This window comes from Nocardioides sp. Root240 (genome assembly GCF_001428825.1).
GTDB lineage: Bacteria > Actinomycetota > Actinomycetes > Propionibacteriales > Nocardioidaceae > Nocardioides.
On record NZ_LMIT01000011.1, the window covers coordinates 336928 to 352395 of the forward strand.

Here is a 15468-nt window from a genome sequence, read left to right on the forward strand (position 1 = left end):
GCCCTTCGTGGGCGGCGCAACGGCGGGCTGTGGCGCAGCTTGGTAGCGCGCCTCGTTCGGGACGAGGAGGCCGCAGGTTCAAATCCTGTCAGCCCGACCGCCCAGCAGGTGGATCCCCAGGGATCCACCTGCTGTCATTTCGGAGAACGACCAGTCACCGAACCGGTGGTACGACATGACAGACTGCACTCCATGTCTGACGAGCAGGACAAGCTGAAGCTCAGCTTGGAGCCGCCGAAGCTGTTCGGGCGGAAGAAGAAGCCGGCCGCACCGGCGGCGACCTCCGAGCCTGCCCAGCCGACCCGTCCTGTCGCAGCAACGCCGGCTGCCCAGCCGGCCGCCGAGCCCGTCGAGGCCGAGGAGACCGTCGAGGTCGTCGAGGTCGTCGAGGAGCCCACCGCCGTCCTGGAGACGGTCGTCGAGCCCGAGCCGGTCGTGGAGCCGGAGCCCGAGCCGGTCGTGAAGCCAGAGCCCGAGCCGGTCGTAGAGCCGGAGCCCGAGCCGGTCGTGGAGCCGGAGCCCGAGCCGGTCGTCGAGCCGGAGCCCGAGCCGGTCGTCGAGCCGGAGCCCGAGNGGAACCGGAGCCCGTCGTCGAGCCGTCCCCCGAGCCTGCGCCCGTCGCGGTGGCCGAGCCGGCCCCCAAGCCCACTCCGAAGCCCACTGCGACGCCCGTCGAGGTCATCCCCGAGCCGGTCGACCCCGCGGCCGTCGAGGACGCCGAGATCGCGTCCCTCGGGTCCGGCGGCCCGCTGCTGACGGCGTACCGTGCCGCGGCCCTCAGCGGCCTCGTCGTGGGCGCCGGCATGGTGGTGCTGACCTGGCTGTCACTGCGCGGCTGCGAGGCCGTGCGCGGGACTTCCTCGTGCGGCGGTGGCCCCGGGTTCCTGCTGCTCGTCGCGACCTTCGCGGTCTGCGTCCTGCTCGGCAGCGCCCTGCTCAGGACCTTCCAGATCCCCGACCCCGGCAGCAGCAGCTTCCTCGCGGTGGGCCTGGTGGCCGTGGTGGCGCTGCTGTTCCTGATCGACCACCTCGACCACTGGTCGATGCTGATCGTGATCCCGGTCCTCAGCATCGGCGGCTACCTCGCGTCGGTCTGGGTCACCAAGACCTTCGTCGAGCCCGTCGACACCTGATCCACCCCTGGACGACGAAACTCACGCCTGGACGATGAAGCTTCATCGTCCAGGCGTGAGTTTTCTCGTCCAAGCGCGGGAGTTTCACCGGCCGGCCGGTGAAACTCCCGTCAGCGCGACGCCGCGATGAGCTCCGCGATCTGCACCGTGTTGAGCGCGGCGCCCTTGCGCAGGTTGTCGTTCGACACGAACAGCGCGAGGCCGCGGTCGTCGTCGACGCCCGGGTCCTGCCGGATCCGGCCGACGTACGACGGGTCCTTGCCGGCCGCGGCGAGCGGGTTCGGGATGTCGGCGAGCTCGACGCCCGGGGCGCCGGCGAGCAGCTCCCGCGCGCGCTCGGCGGTCAGCGGCGAGGCGAACTCGGCGTTGATCGCCAGCGAGTGGCCGGTGAAGACGGGCACCCGCACGCACAGGCCGGAGACCCGCAGGTCCGGGATGCCGAGGATCTTGCGGGACTCGTTGCGGAGCTTCTGCTCCTCGTCGGTCTCGTTGAGACCGTCGTCGACGAGGTTCCCGGCGAAGGGCAGCACGTTGTAGGCGATCGTCCGCTTGTAGACGCCCGGCTCCGGGAAGACCACGGCCTCGCCGTCGTAGGCGAGCTCCTTGGCCTTGTCGCCGGCGGCAGCGACGCCCGTGGACAGCTCCTCGACGCCGGCGATGCCCGAGCCCGACACGGCCTGGTACGTCGACGCGATCAGCCGGACCAGGCCGGCCTCCTCGTGCAGCGGCTTCAGGACCGGCATGGCGGCCATCGTGGTGCAGTTGGGGTTCGCGATGATGCCGCGACCGGCGGCGATCACCTCGGCGGCGGCCTCCGGGTTGACCTCGGAGACGACGAGCGGGATGGCCGGGTCCTTGCGGAAGGCCGAGGAGTTGTCGACGACGATCACGCCGGCGTCGACGAAGCGGGGCACCAGGGCGCGCGACGCGGTGGCGCCGGCCGAGAACAGCGCGACGTCGAGGCCGGTCGGGTCGGCGGTCTCGGCGTCCTCGACCACGACCTCGCGGTCGCCGAACTGGAGCACCTTGCCGGCCGAGCGGGCCGAGGAGAAGAAGCGGATCTCGCCGACCGGGAAGTTCCGCTCGAGGAGGATCTGGCGCATGGCGACGCCGACCTGGCCGGTCGCGCCGACGACACCGATGTTGATGGTCATCGTCCGGTACCTCCGTAGACAACGGCCTCGATCTCGTCGGAGCCGAGGTCGAACGCGGCGTGGGCGGCGTTGACGGCCGCCTCCACCTGGGTCTCGGCCACGACGACCGAGACGCGGATCTCCGAGGTGGAGATCATCTCGATGTTCACGCCGGCCTCGGAGAGCGCCTCGAAGAAGCGCGCCGAGATGCCCGGCGACGAGCTCATGCCGGCACCCACGATGGAGACCTTGCCGACGCTGTCGTCGTACTGGAGGCTGTCGAAGCCGACGCTCTCCTGCAGGCGCGACAGGGCGGTCATCGCGGTCTGGCCCTCGCCCCGCGGCAGCGTGAACGAGATGTCGGTCAGGCTCGTCGCGGCGGCCGAGACGTTCTGCACGATCATGTCGAGGTTGATCTGCGCGTCGGCGACGGCGCGGAAGATCGAGGCGGCCTCGCCCGGCTTGTCGGGCACCCCGACGATGGTGATCTTGGCCTGGCTGCGGTCGTGGGCGACGCCGGTGATGATCGCGGCTTCCATGGAGTTCTCCTGAGCTACATCCTCGGCCTTGACGACCCAGGTGCCCTCCTTCTCGGAGAAGGAGGAACGGACGTGGATGGGCATGTCGTAGCGGCGGGCGTACTCGACGCACCGCAGGTGCAGGATCTTGGCGCCCTGCGCGGCCATCTCGAGGGTCTCCTCGTAGGAGATCCTCGGGACCTTCCGGGCCCGCGGCTCGATGCGCGGGTCGGCGGTGAAGATGCCGTCGACGTCGGAGTAGATCTCGCAGACGTCGGCCTTGAGCGCGACGGCCAGCGCGACGGCGGTCGTGTCGGAGCCGCCGCGGCCGAGGGTGGTGATGTCCTTGGTCGTCTGGGAGACGCCCTGGAAGCCGGCGACGATCGCGATCGCGCCCTCGCCGATCGCGGCCTCGATGCGGCCCGGCGTGACGTCGATGATCTTCGCCTTGCCGTGCGCGGCGTCGGTGATCACGCCGGCCTGGGAGCCGGTGAATGAGCGCGCCTCGTGACCGAGGTTCTGGATCGCCATGGCCAGCACGGCCATCGAGATCCGCTCGCCGGCGGTGAGCAGCATGTCGAGCTCACGGGCCGGGGGCAGCGGGGAGACCTCGTTGGCGAGGTCGATCAGCTCGTCCGTCGTGTCCCCCATCGCCGAGACCACGACGACGACCTGGTGGCCGGCCTTCTTGGTGTTGACGATGCGCTGCGCGACGCGCTTGACGCCGGCCGCGTCGGCGACCGACGAGCCGCCGTACTTCTGCACGACAATGCCCACGAGGGCTCACTCCTGGCGGTTCGGGGGAAGGGACGTCGCCCCGCGACCTGGGTGGGCCGCTGGGCCGACGCCGATTCTACCGAGAGGACGCTAGGCGTTTTCCGCGCTGTCCAGCACCGCGGACGCCACCTCGACCAACGCCAGCTCCTGGGTGGTGTCCAGGTCGACGTCGAGCCGGTCGTGGGCGACCACGGACAGCAGCGCCTTCATCGCCGATCCGGCCAGCGCACCCCACGAGGAGACGTAGGAGAACTGCCACCACCACAGCGCCTCCTCGACGTCGCCGGCCTCGTAATGGCGGACGCCGACGGCGAGGTCCGCCGCGATGCTGGTGAGGTCGTCGGAGAGCAGGCCCTCGACCACCTCGGGCTGGTAGGGGTCGAAGACGTAGCTGTAGGTGTCGAGGTCGCCGAGCAGCGTCGCGAGCTGCAGGCGCAGCTCGTCGATGTCGTCGGGGTCCGGACCGTCGTCGGGCTGGTACTCGTCGCGCGGCGCGAAGTCGCGGTGGACTCCCAGCCGGGCGCCGGTGAGCGCGATCTGGCTGATCTGGAGCAGCAGCAGGGACACCGCCTGCCCGCCGGTCGCCTCGGCCGCGACCACGCGCAGGCCGTCCAGGAAGGACCGGACCGATGCTGCGATGTCGTCGGCGAGCCGGACCGTCTCCGTCTCGACCGCGATCAGTGCCTCGAGGGCCGCGAGGCCCGGGAGCTGCTCGGTGCTGGTGTTGTCGCTCATGTTCCCGCTCATGTCGCTGTCTGCCTTCCCACGAATGCCCGACCCAGGGTGACCTCGTCGGCGTACTCCAGGTCTCCTCCCACCGGAAGTCCACTGGCCAAACGCGTCACGCGCAACCCCAGGGGGCCGAGCATCCGCGTGAGGTACGTCGCCGTCGCCTCGCCCTCGAGGTTCGGGTCGGTCGCCAAGATCACCTCGGTGACCGCTCCGTCACCCAGCCGGGTGAGCAGCTCACGGATGTGCAGCTGCTCCGGACCGATGCCGTCGATGGGCGAGATCGCCCCGCCCAGGACGTGGTAGCGACCGCGGAACTCACGCGTCCGCTCGATCGCCACGACGTCCTTGTACTCCTCCACCACGCACAGCACCGACGGGTCGCGCCGCGGGTCGCGGCAGATCCGGCACTGGTCGTCCTCGGCCACGTTGAAGCAGATGCTGCAGAACTTGACCTTGTCCTTGACCTCGATCAGGACGTCGGCGAGGCGTCGTACGTCGGCCGGGTCGGCCTGGAGGAGGTGGAACGCGATCCGCTGGGCGCTCTTCGGACCGACGCCCGGCAGCCGGCCGAGCTCGTCGATGAGGTCCTGGACCACGCCTTCGTACACGTGCTCGTCCCGGTCAGAAGCCGAGCTGACCGGACGCCTGGCCCGGTCCGCCCAGCCCCGGCAGGCCACCCATGTCGGGCAGGGCGCCGAACGGGCCGATCAGCTCCTCGGCGAGCGCGTCCGCCTTGGTGCGGGCGTCGCGGAAGGCCGCGACGACGAGGTCGCCGAGGTCGGCGAGCGCGTCGGCGTCGGTGCCGTCGAGGGCCTCGGGGGCGATCTTGACCGCGGTCAGCTCGCCCGCGCCGGTGATCGTCACCGTCACCGCGCCGCCGGCGACGCTGCCGTCGACGGTCGCCTCGGCCAGCTGCTGCTGCGCACCGACCAGCTGCTCCTGCATCTGCTGGGCCTGCTGGAGCAGGGCGTTCAGGTCGAGGCCACCGCCTCCGCCGAGTGCGTCGAACGGGTTCTGGCTCATCGCTTGGTCTCTTCTCTGACTGGTTCGGTTGGGCGGGGATCGGGCCGGCTCACGAGCCGCGCGGGATCTCCTCGATCATCTGGGCACCGAGCTCTCGGCTGAGCAGGTCGGCGGTGGACTCGGCGTCGACGTCGGCGTCGTCGAAGTTCACGTGGACGTCCGGGTCCTCGGGCGAGCCCTCTGCCCACGAGTCCTCACGGGCCTGGACGTCGGCGATCAGCTGCCGGCGCGAGGACGGCTGCTCGACCTCGTCGCCGGGGGCGGCGTCGCCGGGGACGTCCCACGGCGGCGGGTCGCTGGGCGGCGGGCCGTCCTGGGGCGCCGGCGCCCGGTCGGGCTGTGCCGCAGCCTGCGGGGCGGCGTTCGGCGGGGCGTCGACCGCGGGCCAGCCGCCGGAGTCGGCCTGCGGTGCCGCGGCGGGCGCGGTGTGCGCGGCGGCCGGCGGCTCGGCGCCGGGATTCGCCGCCGGGTCGACGATCGCGTCGATCCGGACCTGCGCCCCGATCTCGTCGATCACTGCCTGCTGGACGATGTCGGCGTGCCCGCCGGACTCGAACGAGCGGCGCGGCCCGTCGGCCTGGAACCCGAGCGCGATCACGTTGTTGTCGAAGCCGACCACCTGGGAGTTCTGGGTCAGGTGGATCCAGGTCACCCGCTTGACGCCCTTGACCCGGTCGATGACCGAGGGCCACAGCCGGCGGATGTCGACGAGGGTGAGACCGCCCGCAGGGCCGGCCGGGGCCGGCGCGGCGACGGCCGGGCCGGGGGCCGGCGGGGGTTCCGGGGCCGGCTCAGGCTCGCGAACCGGCTCGCGAACCGGCTCGGGCTCGGGGGCCGGGGCCGGGGCCGGCGCGACGACCGGGGTCGGCACGGTCGGTTCAGCGACAGGTGTGGGGGTGGGCTCCGGAGTCGCCGCCACCGGTGCGGGCGCCGGGCGGTCCTCGGCCCGCTCGGGCGCGGCCCGCTCGGCCCGGGACGGGGCCGGCCGGTCCTGGGCCGGGGCGGCGGGAGCCGCGACGGGAGCCGACTCCGCGGACGTCGTACCGCCGATGGAGACGCGACGCTCCAGCCGGTCCAGCCGGGCGAACACCCCCTCGGTCGTGTGGTCGGCCGCCGGGAGCAGGATCCGCGCGCAGATCAGCTCGAGCAGGAGACGCGGGGCGGTGGCGCCCCGCATGTCGGTGAGGCCCGCGGCGACCAGGTCGGCGGCGCGGGTCAGCTCACCGCGCCCGAATGCGGTGGCCTGGGCGACGAGGCGGTCGGCCTGGTCGGCGGCGACGTCGAGGAGGCCGGACGCGGCGGCGTCGGGCACCGCGGAGATGATGACGAGGTCGCGCAACCGGCGCAGCAGGTCCTCGGTGAACCGGCGCGGGTCCTGCCCGGTCTCGATGACCTTGTCGACGACGCCGAACACCGCGGAGCCATCGCCGCTCGCGAAGGCGGAGACCACGTCGTCGAGCAGGGTGTCGGGCGTGTAGCCCAGCAGCCCGCTGGCCAGCGCGTAGGTCACTCCCTGCGGACCGGCACCGCCGAGCAGCTGGTCGAGCACCGAGAGCGTGTCACGCGCGGAGCCCGCGCCGGCGCGGACGACCAGCGGCAGCGCCGCCGGCTCGATGGTGACGCCCTCGCGGTCGCACAGCTCGGTGAGGTAGGAGGTCAGCAGCCGCGGCGGGATCAGCCGGAACGGGTAGTGGTGGGTGCGCGAGCGGATGGTCGGGATGACCTTCTCCGGCTCGGTCGTCGCGAAAATGAAGCGCAGGTGGGGAGGCGGCTCCTCCACCAGCTTGAGCAGGGCGTTGAAGCCCTGCGTCGTGACCATGTGGGCCTCGTCGATGATGTAGACCTTGTAGCGGCTCCGCACCGGGGCGAAGAAGGCCTTCTCACGCAGGTCGCGCGCATCGTCGACACCACCGTGCGAGGCGGCGTCGATCTCGATGACGTCGATCGAGCCCGGACCGTTGCGAGCCAGGTCGCGGCAGCTGTCGCACTCGCCGCACGGGTCGGCGATCGGGGCCCGCTCGCAGTTGAGCGCGCGGGCCAGGATCCGGGCGCTCGTGGTCTTGCCGCAACCACGTGGGCCGGAGAAGAGGTAGGCGTGGTTGACCCGGTTGCCCGCGAGCGCCGAGCGCAGCGGCTCGGTGACGTGCTCCTGGCCGATCACCTCGGCGAAGGTCTCGGGCCGGTAGCGGCGGTAGAGAGCGAGCGGGGAGTCCACCCCTGAACACTAACGAGCGCCCCCGACAGCCGACAGTCGTGGGCCCGAGCCGTCTCCTGCCGGCTGTGGACGGCCCCGACATGCGCGAGCGCCGCGCGACCCCGACGAAGACAGCAACCGTCGCGCCGCCCGCCGTTCCTGCACGGAGGAGCGAGCGAGCGGGGAAGGAAGAAACGGCGTTGGCAGGCGGCGCGACAATGTGCGAGCGCAGCCAGCACAAATGGAAAAGGCCCCCCGCACACCCGATAGAGCTCACTTACCCTTGCTGCCTTCCGGCCCTGGGGGAGTTGGGTGAGATACCGCCGCGCGGGGGGTTGCGCCCACTCTAGACGACCGCCCCGACCCGTCCCGATTCCGGGCGCCCGATTTCTCCCCGCCCGACCCTGACCGGTAATCTCCTCGACGGAGCTGTCGCCTAGTGGCCTATGGCGCTCGCTTGGAAAGCGGGTTGGGTTAACAGCCCTCGGGGGTTCGAATCCCCCCAGCTCCGCCATCACGGACGGCGCCGACTGATTCAGTCGGCGCCGTTCGGCGTCGTGACCGCGGCCCGCCGCCGCCGTCGCGCCGCCCGGACCGCTTCCCGTGGATCCCCACCGACCATCGCGCCGCGACGATCCCGACAGCCGTACCAGCGATCACGTCGGTCGAGCGATGGACACGGATCGTCACCCGGCTGGCCGCGACGGCGGCACACAGCGCGCCGGCTGCGGGTACGGCGACCTGTGACGACCGCGGTCGCTCTGGGGCCCCACGGAGGAGCAGGCCCATCGCGAGGTAGACGGACGCACTCGCCGCGGCATGCGCACTCGGGAAGCTCGAGCCCATCGGCAACGGCACGTCCCCTGCGGGCCGCGGGCGGCGTACGAGCGGACGGGTGCTCCACACGATCGCCTCAGCGAGCCCGAAGGAAGCCAGGAGCGCGACGACAGCACCGGGTTCGCCGCGGCGCGTCCACCGGTAGCCCGCCGTACCCACTGCGGCTGCGAGCACCTGAAGATCCCCCGCGTGCGTGGCGATCTCGAGCCACGGTCTCACACCAGGTCCCTGGAGGCTCGCGTCCAGGCGGTCGTCGATCCGATCGAGGATTCCCGGTGCCAGGCCGGCGACAGCGACAACGCCCGCCCAACCAGCGGCCGCCCGTAAGGGGGCTCGCCGCCTCACGTGAGGTACATGGCGTGCGCCTCGCCCGTGGGGCGGAGCCCCATCGAGGCGTAGAGCTGACGGGCAGGGTCATTCCGGTCGTGGAAGTAGAGCGAGACCTTGTAGGCACCGCGAGCACGGGCGCGCTCGAGTGCGACCTGGACGAGGGTCGTTCCGACGCCGCGGCGCCGCACGCCATTGGAGACGACGAGGAGATCGATGAACGTCGAGACGCGACCGCCGTGGACGAGTGAGGGCATGTCCACCATGGTGAGAACTCCGCCAACCCCGCCGTCGCTCTCGGCAACGAGGACCTCTACACCGCCGTTGGCGATGACCGACTCCGCGGCCTCCGTCGCCCTGGCGAGATCGGATCCAGCGCTCGCAGACGCGCTCGGGTTCGCGTCGGCGAACTCGCGGGCCAGAGCAGCGACGGCCCTCGCGTCGCGCTCCTCCGCCAACCTCACCGACCAGACGCCACGGAGCTCTGGAGTGGCTGCCGACGACATGTCGGCACAGTAGCGACGGCTCACTCCGGCGGCAAGGAGTTGGGGAACCTTCACCGTCGGGCCTGCGACCTTCCGCGATCCGGTTGGGGACCCGGCCAGAGCGGTCATCGACGAGGGGTGGCCTGACTGCCATGATGCCGCCTGTGAGCAAGCGGTTCGTCGTCGTGGGGGCAGGCCCAGCCGGGCTGGCCGCGGCACGTGTCCTGGCGATCTCGGGCGCCGACGTCCAGGTGCTCGAAAGCGGCAGCACGCCGGGGGGACGCACCGTGTCGATCACCCGTCACGGCATCCGCATCAATGCCGGGGCCACGTTCTTCACCTCGTTCTACGCGCGGTGCCTCGACCTTTCGGCCCAGCTGGGGGTCGATCTGATCTCCCCCCAGCTCCACCCGGGACATCCCGGCGACCTCCGGAGGTTCGTCACCCCGGCGGGCCAGCTGGTCTTCGAGCCCGGTGACCTGCGCAGCCTTCTTTCGTTCCCGCTCGTCCCGCCGCTGCAGAAGGCGAGGCTCCTGGCGACCTTGCTGTCGCACCTCCCGCGTCGGCGCCTCCACATTGCCGATCTCGAAAGTCTTGCGGCCCTCGACGACGGCGAGAGCGCCGAAGCCTGGGGCCATCGGGTGGTCGGAGTGGAGGCGACGGACTACGTCCTGCGCCAGACAGTCGAACCGTTCTTCTACTTCCAGGCAGCGGACTCCTCGGCTGCCATCGCGCGGTGTCTCCTTCGGCACGCGATCCGCTGGTCGCTGCTGACCCCGACTGGCGGGATGGGCTCCTTCTGCGACGCCCTCGCGCGCGGCGTCGACGTGCACACCGGCCATCGGGTCCGTGCCGTCACACGCAACGCGAGCGGGTACACCGTGGAGCACGATCACGGATCCGAGCAGGCTGACGGCGTCGTTCTCGCCGTGCCGGCACCCGCCTTGCGACAGATCGACGTGCCCCTGTCCGACGCCGACCGGGCCGACATCGACACGGTGCGCTACGAGCCCTGCACCAAGCTGCTGCTCGGCTACGACCGTCCCGTGCGCCTCGACCCTCCTGTGCTCACGCCGTTGGGCCCGGGGCGGCATCCGATCATCGGTATCCGCGCACTGTCCACCGCGGGCGCGCCCGACCTCATCCCGGCCGGCCGGGAGGTGGCGACCGTCCTCACCATGGGCTGGCGGGCCCGTGAGCTCGCCGGGCAGGACGAAGACGCCGTCGCAGCTGCGCTGACGAGCGATGCCGAGATGCTCGGCATGAACCTTCCAACGGCCGACTGGCGCGTTGTCGTCCCGTGGGACGCCGCGACGGTCGTCCCGACGCCGGGCAGCCTGCGCCGGATGGCAGCCCTGGGCCGGCGCAGACGAACAGGCGTTGTCCTCGCAGGCGACTGGACGAGCGGGATATCGACAGTCGAGAGCAGCGTCCGCAGCGGCGAGGCCGCGGCACGTTCTCTGCTCCAGGGCTGAGCAAGGAGCGCCCGTGCTGGATGACGGGCGCCGTCTCAGCGGGCACGACGGGCCGTCTCGAGGACGACCGCCACGGTCTGGCGTGGAGCGTCGATCATCGGCACGTGCCCGCTCAGCGCTAGTACCCGAGCACGGACGTGAGGCGCGTCGGCCTGCCAGCGTGCGCACTGTCGCACCGGCAGCTGCAGGTCGGCGCGGCCCCACAGGATCGAGGTCGCGACGTCGAGATCGGCGAGCGACGGCGCTCCTGCACGATGACGACTGATCCAGTCGAGGGTGGCCGCCACGCTCGTCGACGACGCCGACGCGGCTTTCAGGAAGTACGCCACGTCGTCGTGCGGGAGCCGCCACCCGAAAAGCGCGATCGGCAGCAGGGCGATGGTGCGGAGCGGTGCCCAGCGCCCGATGAGGTCCGCCCACCGGGCGGCGAGCCGGGCGCCGCCCATCGCCGACCGCGTCAGTCGGTCCAACGCCCGCCACTCCCGGTCGGTCCACCGTCCCGACGGCGCGACGAGGGTCAGCGACGCCGCCCTACCGCGGAGCGCGAGCTCTGCTGCGATCCAGCCGCCCAGCGAGCTGCCGACGAGGTGCGCACGATCCCAGCCGGCCGCGTCGAGCTCGCGCTCGACCGCTTCGACGAGGGCGGGCACGGACGGCTCGACCACCAGACCCGGTGACCCTCCGCAGCCGGGAAGGCTGACCGCAAGGACGTCGTGGTGCAGGGCGAGGGAATCCAGCACCGGTCGCCAGATGCGCCAATTGGCACCGGTTCCGTGGATGAGCAACATCGGCTCGCCCTCTCCCGCGCGCCACCGATCACTGCAGGGGCCGGTGCTCACTCCCAGTCCTGGCCGGGAGCGTCCCGATCCGGCAGCAGTGCGAGCTGCTCCACTGCAGCCTGGGGCCACGCCAGCGCCCAGTCGTGGAGGAGGTCGAGCAGCGGCTGTCCCTCTGGCCATCGTGCCCGCAGCCGCCGGATCCTACGGGCCGCTTCCTCCCCGTTCGCCACCAGGTGCTCCGCGCTCCGCTCGAACGTCCGGTAACGCTCCAGCAGATCGATGCCCTCCGCCAGCGACATCGGCGCTCCCGGCCGCAGGTTGAAGTGCGCCTCCAGCGACTCACGGTCGACCGGGTCCATGACCTGTTCGAGACACAACAGGACCGGGAAGGTGACGCGTCGGCTGGCGAAGTCGGCCAGCTCGTCCCCGTGGTCTGTCGAGCCACCGGTGTAGTCCAGCAGGTCGTTGCGCAGTTTGCCGTTGGCACACATCAGGGCCGCACAGGAGTACAGCTCACGCAGGACGTCGTCCGGGACATCACCGGCCACCGGCGCGACGATCGCCCACAGCGCGGCGCTGTTGCTGTAACCGCCCACCTTGCTGTAGCTCGCTAGGGTCCACCGCCGGCGTGGGACGGCACTCGCCAGTGCTTGACCGGTGGCGAGCAGGCCCCAACGCACGAGCTGGCCACGTCGGTGCCAGGTCAGCGGCATCCGCACGGTCAGCACCGGCACCATCAGCGCGAGGGTCGACCCGGCGGCGACCAAGGTCCGCACCCGGCCGTACTCGGAATGGGCGCACCGGTGGTTGTCCCTGAGGTTCCCGCCATCGATCAGGTCGTCGACGACGAGTGCGCAGCTCCAGCCCAGCTCGACAGTCGCGCCCAGGAGGGGCCCGACGGCCGCCGAGCGGGAAGCGTCGGCTGCGGCGAGTGCGAAGCCGGACCGGAAGAAGGACTCCCGCTGATCGAGCGTCCAGACGACCGGCTCGGTCAGGTACCTGAGGAGGCGGCCGAAGGCTCGCGAGGTGCCGATCCCAAAGGCACCGTCGACGCCGGGGCGCACCGTCGTCCGGTACGACGCCTCGAAGGCCTGCAGCTGAGCTGCGACCCACCGGGACGCCGGTCCCGACTCTGCCGTCTCATTCATGGTGGCGTGGAGTATCGGGCATCGGCCTCGACGCAGGCAAGGGGTACATGTGAATCCTGCTGACTCAGCCAGTGCCGCGGGTCAGGGACGTGACCACGAGCGAGGTGATCGAATCGAGCGTCCTGAAGTTGTCCGCCGTCATCTCGGTCGCGGGAATCTCCACCCCTACCCGATCTCGTACGAAGGCGAGCAGCCGGACGATCGTGATCGAGTTCAGCACACCCCACTCGAGCAGTGGCGAGTCGTGCGCGATCCCGCTCTCGCCGCGCAGCACCACACGCTGCACGTAGTCACGAACCAGCTCGAAGATCTCGTCTCGTTCAGGCATGGTCACGGGCTTCCTCCGCTGCTCGGATCTGGTGGGACAGGGTGAGCCGGTCGATCTTGCCGTTCGCGGTCAGCGGAAGCGTCGACCGGTGGTGCACTGCATCGACCGACATGTAGGGAGGGAGGTGTTCCGCGCACATGCGCTTGACGGCCAACAAGGACGGCGAGTCCCCAACGGCCCGGCTGGCCACCACCGCGTGGACCGAGGTCTCCAATCCGACTCCCAGGCCCAGCACGACCACGTCATCGACACCCGGCAACTGGCGGATCACTGCCTCGAGCTCGGCAGGTTCCACGCGATGACCACGCACCTTCATCATGTCGTCCTTGCGTCCGGCGTACTCGATGTCACCGGACGCCAGGCGGCGCCCGATGTCGCCCGTGCGGTACGCGCCGTGGTGACGCTCGCGACCCCAGTAGCCGAGCATGACGGTCGGCCCGGACACGACGATCTCGCCTTCGGGCTCCGGGTCGAGCACGACGGTGTCGCCCGCGCAGGCGGTGCCGATCGGCAACCACGAGCGGCCCTCGAGGTCTTCAGGGACGCACTCGTGAGCGGTGCAGACGTTCGTCTCGGTGGGCCCGTACCAGTTGACGATGCGTGCGTCAGGCAGTGCTGCGTGAAGCAGACGAACGTCACTGGGCGGCATCGCCTCCCCCGCAACGATGCAGGCGCGGAGCCGCGGCGGATCGGACGAGAACGCGCCCGCGCGCAGTGCCGGCGCCAAGGCCGACGGCACCGAGTACCAGACCGTGATCCTCTCCTCGCGGAGGAAGCGAACCAACTCATCGGGCGAGTACGCCAAGTCCGACGGCACCAGCGCGACCGACGCGCCCGCGCAGAAGGCCCCGTAGAGATCGAACACCGAGAGGTCGAAGTTGAAGGCCGCATGGTTGGAGAGCCGGTCGTGGGGCGCGAGTTCGACGGCGCGCACGGCCCAGTCCACGAAGGAACAGGCGTTTCCGTGGCTCAGCACCACGCCCTTGGGCGCGCCCGTGGAGCCCGACGTGTAGAGAATGTAGGCCGGGTCATCGGGGTGGTTCTGGTGGCGTGGCCCCGGGGTCCCGTTCGGCGCTGCGAGCTCAGTGAGGGACACCGTCTTCCCTCTGGAGCGCTCTGCGTGCAGGTCCGACACGACGACCACTGCCGCGCAGTCATCGGCGATGGCGCGGACGCGGACGTGGGGATTCGTGTCCGCGACCGGCACGTAGCACGCGCCCAGGCGCAGCGTCGCCTGCATCAGTCCGACGGCTTCGGGGGTCTTCCGCGCCCAGATCACCACCCGGTCTCCGGGGCCGACACCCAGGTCCCGGAGGTTGGCGGCCTGGGTCTCCGCAAGCGCGTCGAGCTCGCCGTAGGTCATGGCGAGGCCGGCAGACCGCACCGCCACCGACCGAGGGTTGCGACGCGCGGTCTCTCGCACATAGCTCTCGAGCGTCACAGTCCCAGCTCTCGCGCGATGATCAGCTTCTGGACGTCCGACGTGCCCGAGAAGATCCGGCCGGCGGTGGCGTCCCGCACGGCGACCTCGATGCCGTGGTCGGAGAGGTAGCCCCAGGCTCCAAACACGGCCACGGCGTCCAACGCGTTGGCGACCGCTGCCTCGGAGACGGCGAGCTTGGCCAGCGCGATGTGCTGGTCCGGATGCTCTCCGACGTCGATGGCCCAACAGGCTCGGTAGAGCAGCAGACGCGCAGCCTCCAGCCTGGACTTCATCTCGGCGATCCGGTGCGCCACCGCTTGGAAGTCACCGATCGGCCGCCCGAACTGCGAACGGGTCTGCGCGTGCTCGACAGTCCGGCGCAGGAGACGATCCATGGATCCGACGTAGCCCGCGAAGAGGCAGGTGCGCTCCCACCTCATCGAGCGGTTGAACACCTCCGTGCCCTGCCCGATGGCACCGAGCACCTGGTCACTGGGGACGAAGCAGTCACCGAATGCGACGATCCCCGCACTGGCGGAGTCGAGCCCCATCTTGTCCATCGGCGGACCGAGGTGGATGCCCGGTGTCCTCGTTTCGACGACGAACGCGGTGATGCCGAGGTAGCCCGCCGTCGGGTCGGTCTGCGCGTAGGTGACCAGCAGGTCGGCGATCGGACCATTCGTCACGAACGACTTCTCGCCGCTCAGCAGATAACCCCCATCGACGGCGACCGCACGGGTACCGAGCTTCGACAGGTCGGATCCTGCGCCACTCTCCGTCATGGCGTTGCCCGCCACGAGGGCTCCTGAGCACAGGGATGGCAGAAAACGCTCCCGCGCCTCCTCGGTCCCGAACTCGGCGATCGGCATCGCGCAGGCGAAAAGGTGAGCGGCAGTGGCGAACACGAGGCCCATGTCGGTGCAGGCGTCGCCGAACGCCTGGACACGCAAGGCGGTGTCCCGCACGTCGAGCCCGCCGCCGCCGTACCTCTCCGGGACGCTCAGCCCCAGCAGCCCCCACGAGGCCAGGTCATGCCGAGCCGCTCGAAGGTCGGACTCACTGTCCGCAACAGAGCGGTCGTCCTGCCATGAGCCGATCGCGGCAAGAAGCTCCTCGAAGGCGTGACGTTGCCCCTCTGACCATCCGAAGTCCATGA

At 70.9% G+C, this 15468-nt stretch carries 14 protein-coding genes, 2 tRNA genes, 1 other RNA gene and 1 pseudogene; 4 read left to right on the plus strand and 14 right to left on the minus strand.

Annotation, left to right across the window (positions count from 1 at the left end):
* Positions 1-23 precede the first annotated feature (23 nt).
* Positions 24-97 (plus strand) — tRNA-Pro (locus tag ASE20_RS15655).
* A 95-nt stretch (positions 98-192) separates the two neighbouring features.
* Positions 193-573: pseudogene (locus tag ASE20_RS25600) on the plus strand (hypothetical protein); the annotation flags it as partial.
* Positions 574-1243: 670 nt separating this feature from the next.
* On the opposite strand, the gene ASE20_RS15665 reads toward ASE20_RS25600, so the two are convergent.
* From ASE20_RS15665 to ffs, 7 genes are all read right to left on the minus strand, one after another.
* The gene (locus ASE20_RS15665; RefSeq protein WP_056895487.1) at positions 1244-2287 is read right to left on the minus strand and encodes an aspartate-semialdehyde dehydrogenase; all 1044 of its coding nucleotides are present in this window, start codon (positions 2285-2287) and stop codon (positions 1244-1246) included.
* Entirely contained in the window at positions 2284-3561 is a 1278-nt protein-coding gene (locus ASE20_RS15670; RefSeq protein ID WP_056895488.1) for an aspartate kinase, read from the minus strand. The genes ASE20_RS15665 and ASE20_RS15670 overlap by 4 nt, the downstream gene beginning before the upstream one ends.
* Positions 3562-3651: 90 nt before the next feature.
* Positions 3652-4296: a DUF5063 domain-containing protein gene (locus ASE20_RS15675; RefSeq protein ID WP_082612469.1), complete on the minus strand. Its 645-nt coding sequence runs from the start codon at positions 4294-4296 to the stop codon at positions 3652-3654.
* 8 nt (positions 4297-4304) lie between these two features.
* Positions 4305-4901 carry a recombination mediator RecR gene (recR, locus tag ASE20_RS15680; protein ID WP_056895489.1) on the minus strand — a complete coding sequence of 199 codons (597 nt, stop codon included), beginning with the start codon at positions 4899-4901 and terminating at the stop codon, positions 4305-4307.
* A 13-nt stretch (positions 4902-4914) separates the two neighbouring features.
* Positions 4915-5316 carry a YbaB/EbfC family nucleoid-associated protein gene (locus ASE20_RS15685; protein ID WP_056895490.1) on the minus strand — a complete coding sequence of 134 codons (402 nt, stop codon included), beginning with the start codon at positions 5314-5316 and terminating at the stop codon, positions 4915-4917.
* Between the two features lie 49 nt (positions 5317-5365).
* The gene (locus ASE20_RS15690) at positions 5366-7531 is read right to left on the minus strand and encodes a DNA polymerase III subunit gamma and tau (RefSeq protein ID WP_056895491.1); all 2166 of its coding nucleotides are present in this window, start codon (positions 7529-7531) and stop codon (positions 5366-5368) included.
* Between the two features lie 225 nt (positions 7532-7756).
* Positions 7757-7847, minus strand: an RNA gene (gene ffs, locus ASE20_RS24385) — signal recognition particle sRNA small type.
* Positions 7848-7935: 88 nt separating this feature from the next.
* Here ffs and ASE20_RS15695 point away from each other — a divergent pair.
* A tRNA-Ser gene (locus ASE20_RS15695) sits at positions 7936-8024 on the plus strand.
* On the opposite strand, the gene ASE20_RS26055 is transcribed toward ASE20_RS15695, so the two are convergent.
* On the minus strand, positions 7985-8692 hold the full coding sequence (locus ASE20_RS26055) for a phosphatase PAP2 family protein (protein WP_082612470.1): 708 nt from the start codon (positions 8690-8692) through the stop codon (positions 7985-7987). The genes ASE20_RS15695 and ASE20_RS26055 overlap by 40 nt on opposite strands.
* Positions 8689-9180, minus strand: coding sequence for a GNAT family N-acetyltransferase (locus ASE20_RS15700; protein WP_162261003.1), 492 nt, complete (start codon positions 9178-9180; stop codon positions 8689-8691). Before ASE20_RS15700 ends, ASE20_RS26055 begins: the two co-directional genes overlap by 4 nt.
* Before the next feature lie 143 nt (positions 9181-9323).
* Between ASE20_RS15700 and ASE20_RS15705 the strand changes: the two genes are divergently transcribed.
* Entirely contained in the window at positions 9324-10634 is a 1311-nt protein-coding gene (locus tag ASE20_RS15705; protein WP_056895493.1) for an NAD(P)/FAD-dependent oxidoreductase, read from the plus strand.
* 35 nt (positions 10635-10669) lie between these two features.
* Here the strand turns inward: ASE20_RS15705 and ASE20_RS15710 are convergent, their stop codons facing one another.
* The 5 genes from ASE20_RS15710 to ASE20_RS15730 form a co-directional block, all read right to left on the minus strand.
* The gene (locus tag ASE20_RS15710; protein WP_162261004.1) at positions 10670-11422 is read right to left on the minus strand and encodes an alpha/beta fold hydrolase; all 753 of its coding nucleotides are present in this window, start codon (positions 11420-11422) and stop codon (positions 10670-10672) included.
* 47 nt (positions 11423-11469) lie between these two features.
* Entirely contained in the window at positions 11470-12561 is a 1092-nt protein-coding gene (locus ASE20_RS15715) for a polyprenyl synthetase family protein (protein WP_056895495.1), read from the minus strand.
* 64 nt (positions 12562-12625) lie between these two features.
* Entirely contained in the window at positions 12626-12889 is a 264-nt protein-coding gene (locus tag ASE20_RS15720; RefSeq protein WP_056895496.1) for an acyl carrier protein, read from the minus strand.
* Positions 12882-14330 (minus strand): AMP-binding protein, encoded by a 1449-nt coding sequence (locus ASE20_RS15725; RefSeq protein ID WP_056895497.1) that lies wholly within the window; start codon positions 14328-14330, stop codon positions 12882-12884. Before ASE20_RS15725 ends, ASE20_RS15720 begins: the two co-directional genes overlap by 8 nt.
* Positions 14327-15466, minus strand: a complete 1140-nt coding sequence (locus tag ASE20_RS15730) for an acyl-CoA dehydrogenase family protein (RefSeq protein ID WP_056895498.1) — start codon at positions 15464-15466, stop codon at positions 14327-14329. Before ASE20_RS15730 ends, ASE20_RS15725 begins: the two co-directional genes overlap by 4 nt.
* Positions 15467-15468: the final 2 nt, after the last annotated feature.

Excerpts from the sequence above, each read along its gene's own strand:
- ASE20_RS15665 (WP_056895487.1), bottom strand. The coding sequence starts at position 2,287 with ATGACCATCAACATCGGTGTCGTCGGCGCGACCGGCCAGGTCGGCGTC.
- ASE20_RS15675 (WP_082612469.1), bottom strand. The coding sequence starts at position 4,296 with ATGAGCGACAACACCAGCACCGAGCAGCTCCCGGGCCTCGCGGCCCTC.
- ASE20_RS15685 (WP_056895490.1), bottom strand. The coding sequence starts at position 5,316 with ATGAGCCAGAACCCGTTCGACGCACTCGGCGGAGGCGGTGGCCTCGAC.
- ASE20_RS15700 (WP_162261003.1), bottom strand. The coding sequence starts at position 9,180 with ATGTCGTCGGCAGCCACTCCAGAGCTCCGTGGCGTCTGGTCGGTGAGG.
- ASE20_RS15710 (WP_162261004.1), bottom strand. The coding sequence starts at position 11,422 with ATGTTGCTCATCCACGGAACCGGTGCCAATTGGCGCATCTGGCGACCG.
- ASE20_RS15715 (WP_056895495.1), bottom strand. The coding sequence starts at position 12,561 with ATGAATGAGACGGCAGAGTCGGGACCGGCGTCCCGGTGGGTCGCAGCT.
- ASE20_RS15720 (WP_056895496.1), bottom strand. The coding sequence starts at position 12,889 with ATGCCTGAACGAGACGAGATCTTCGAGCTGGTTCGTGACTACGTGCAG.
- ASE20_RS15730 (WP_056895498.1), bottom strand. The coding sequence starts at position 15,466 with ATGGACTTCGGATGGTCAGAGGGGCAACGTCACGCCTTCGAGGAGCTT.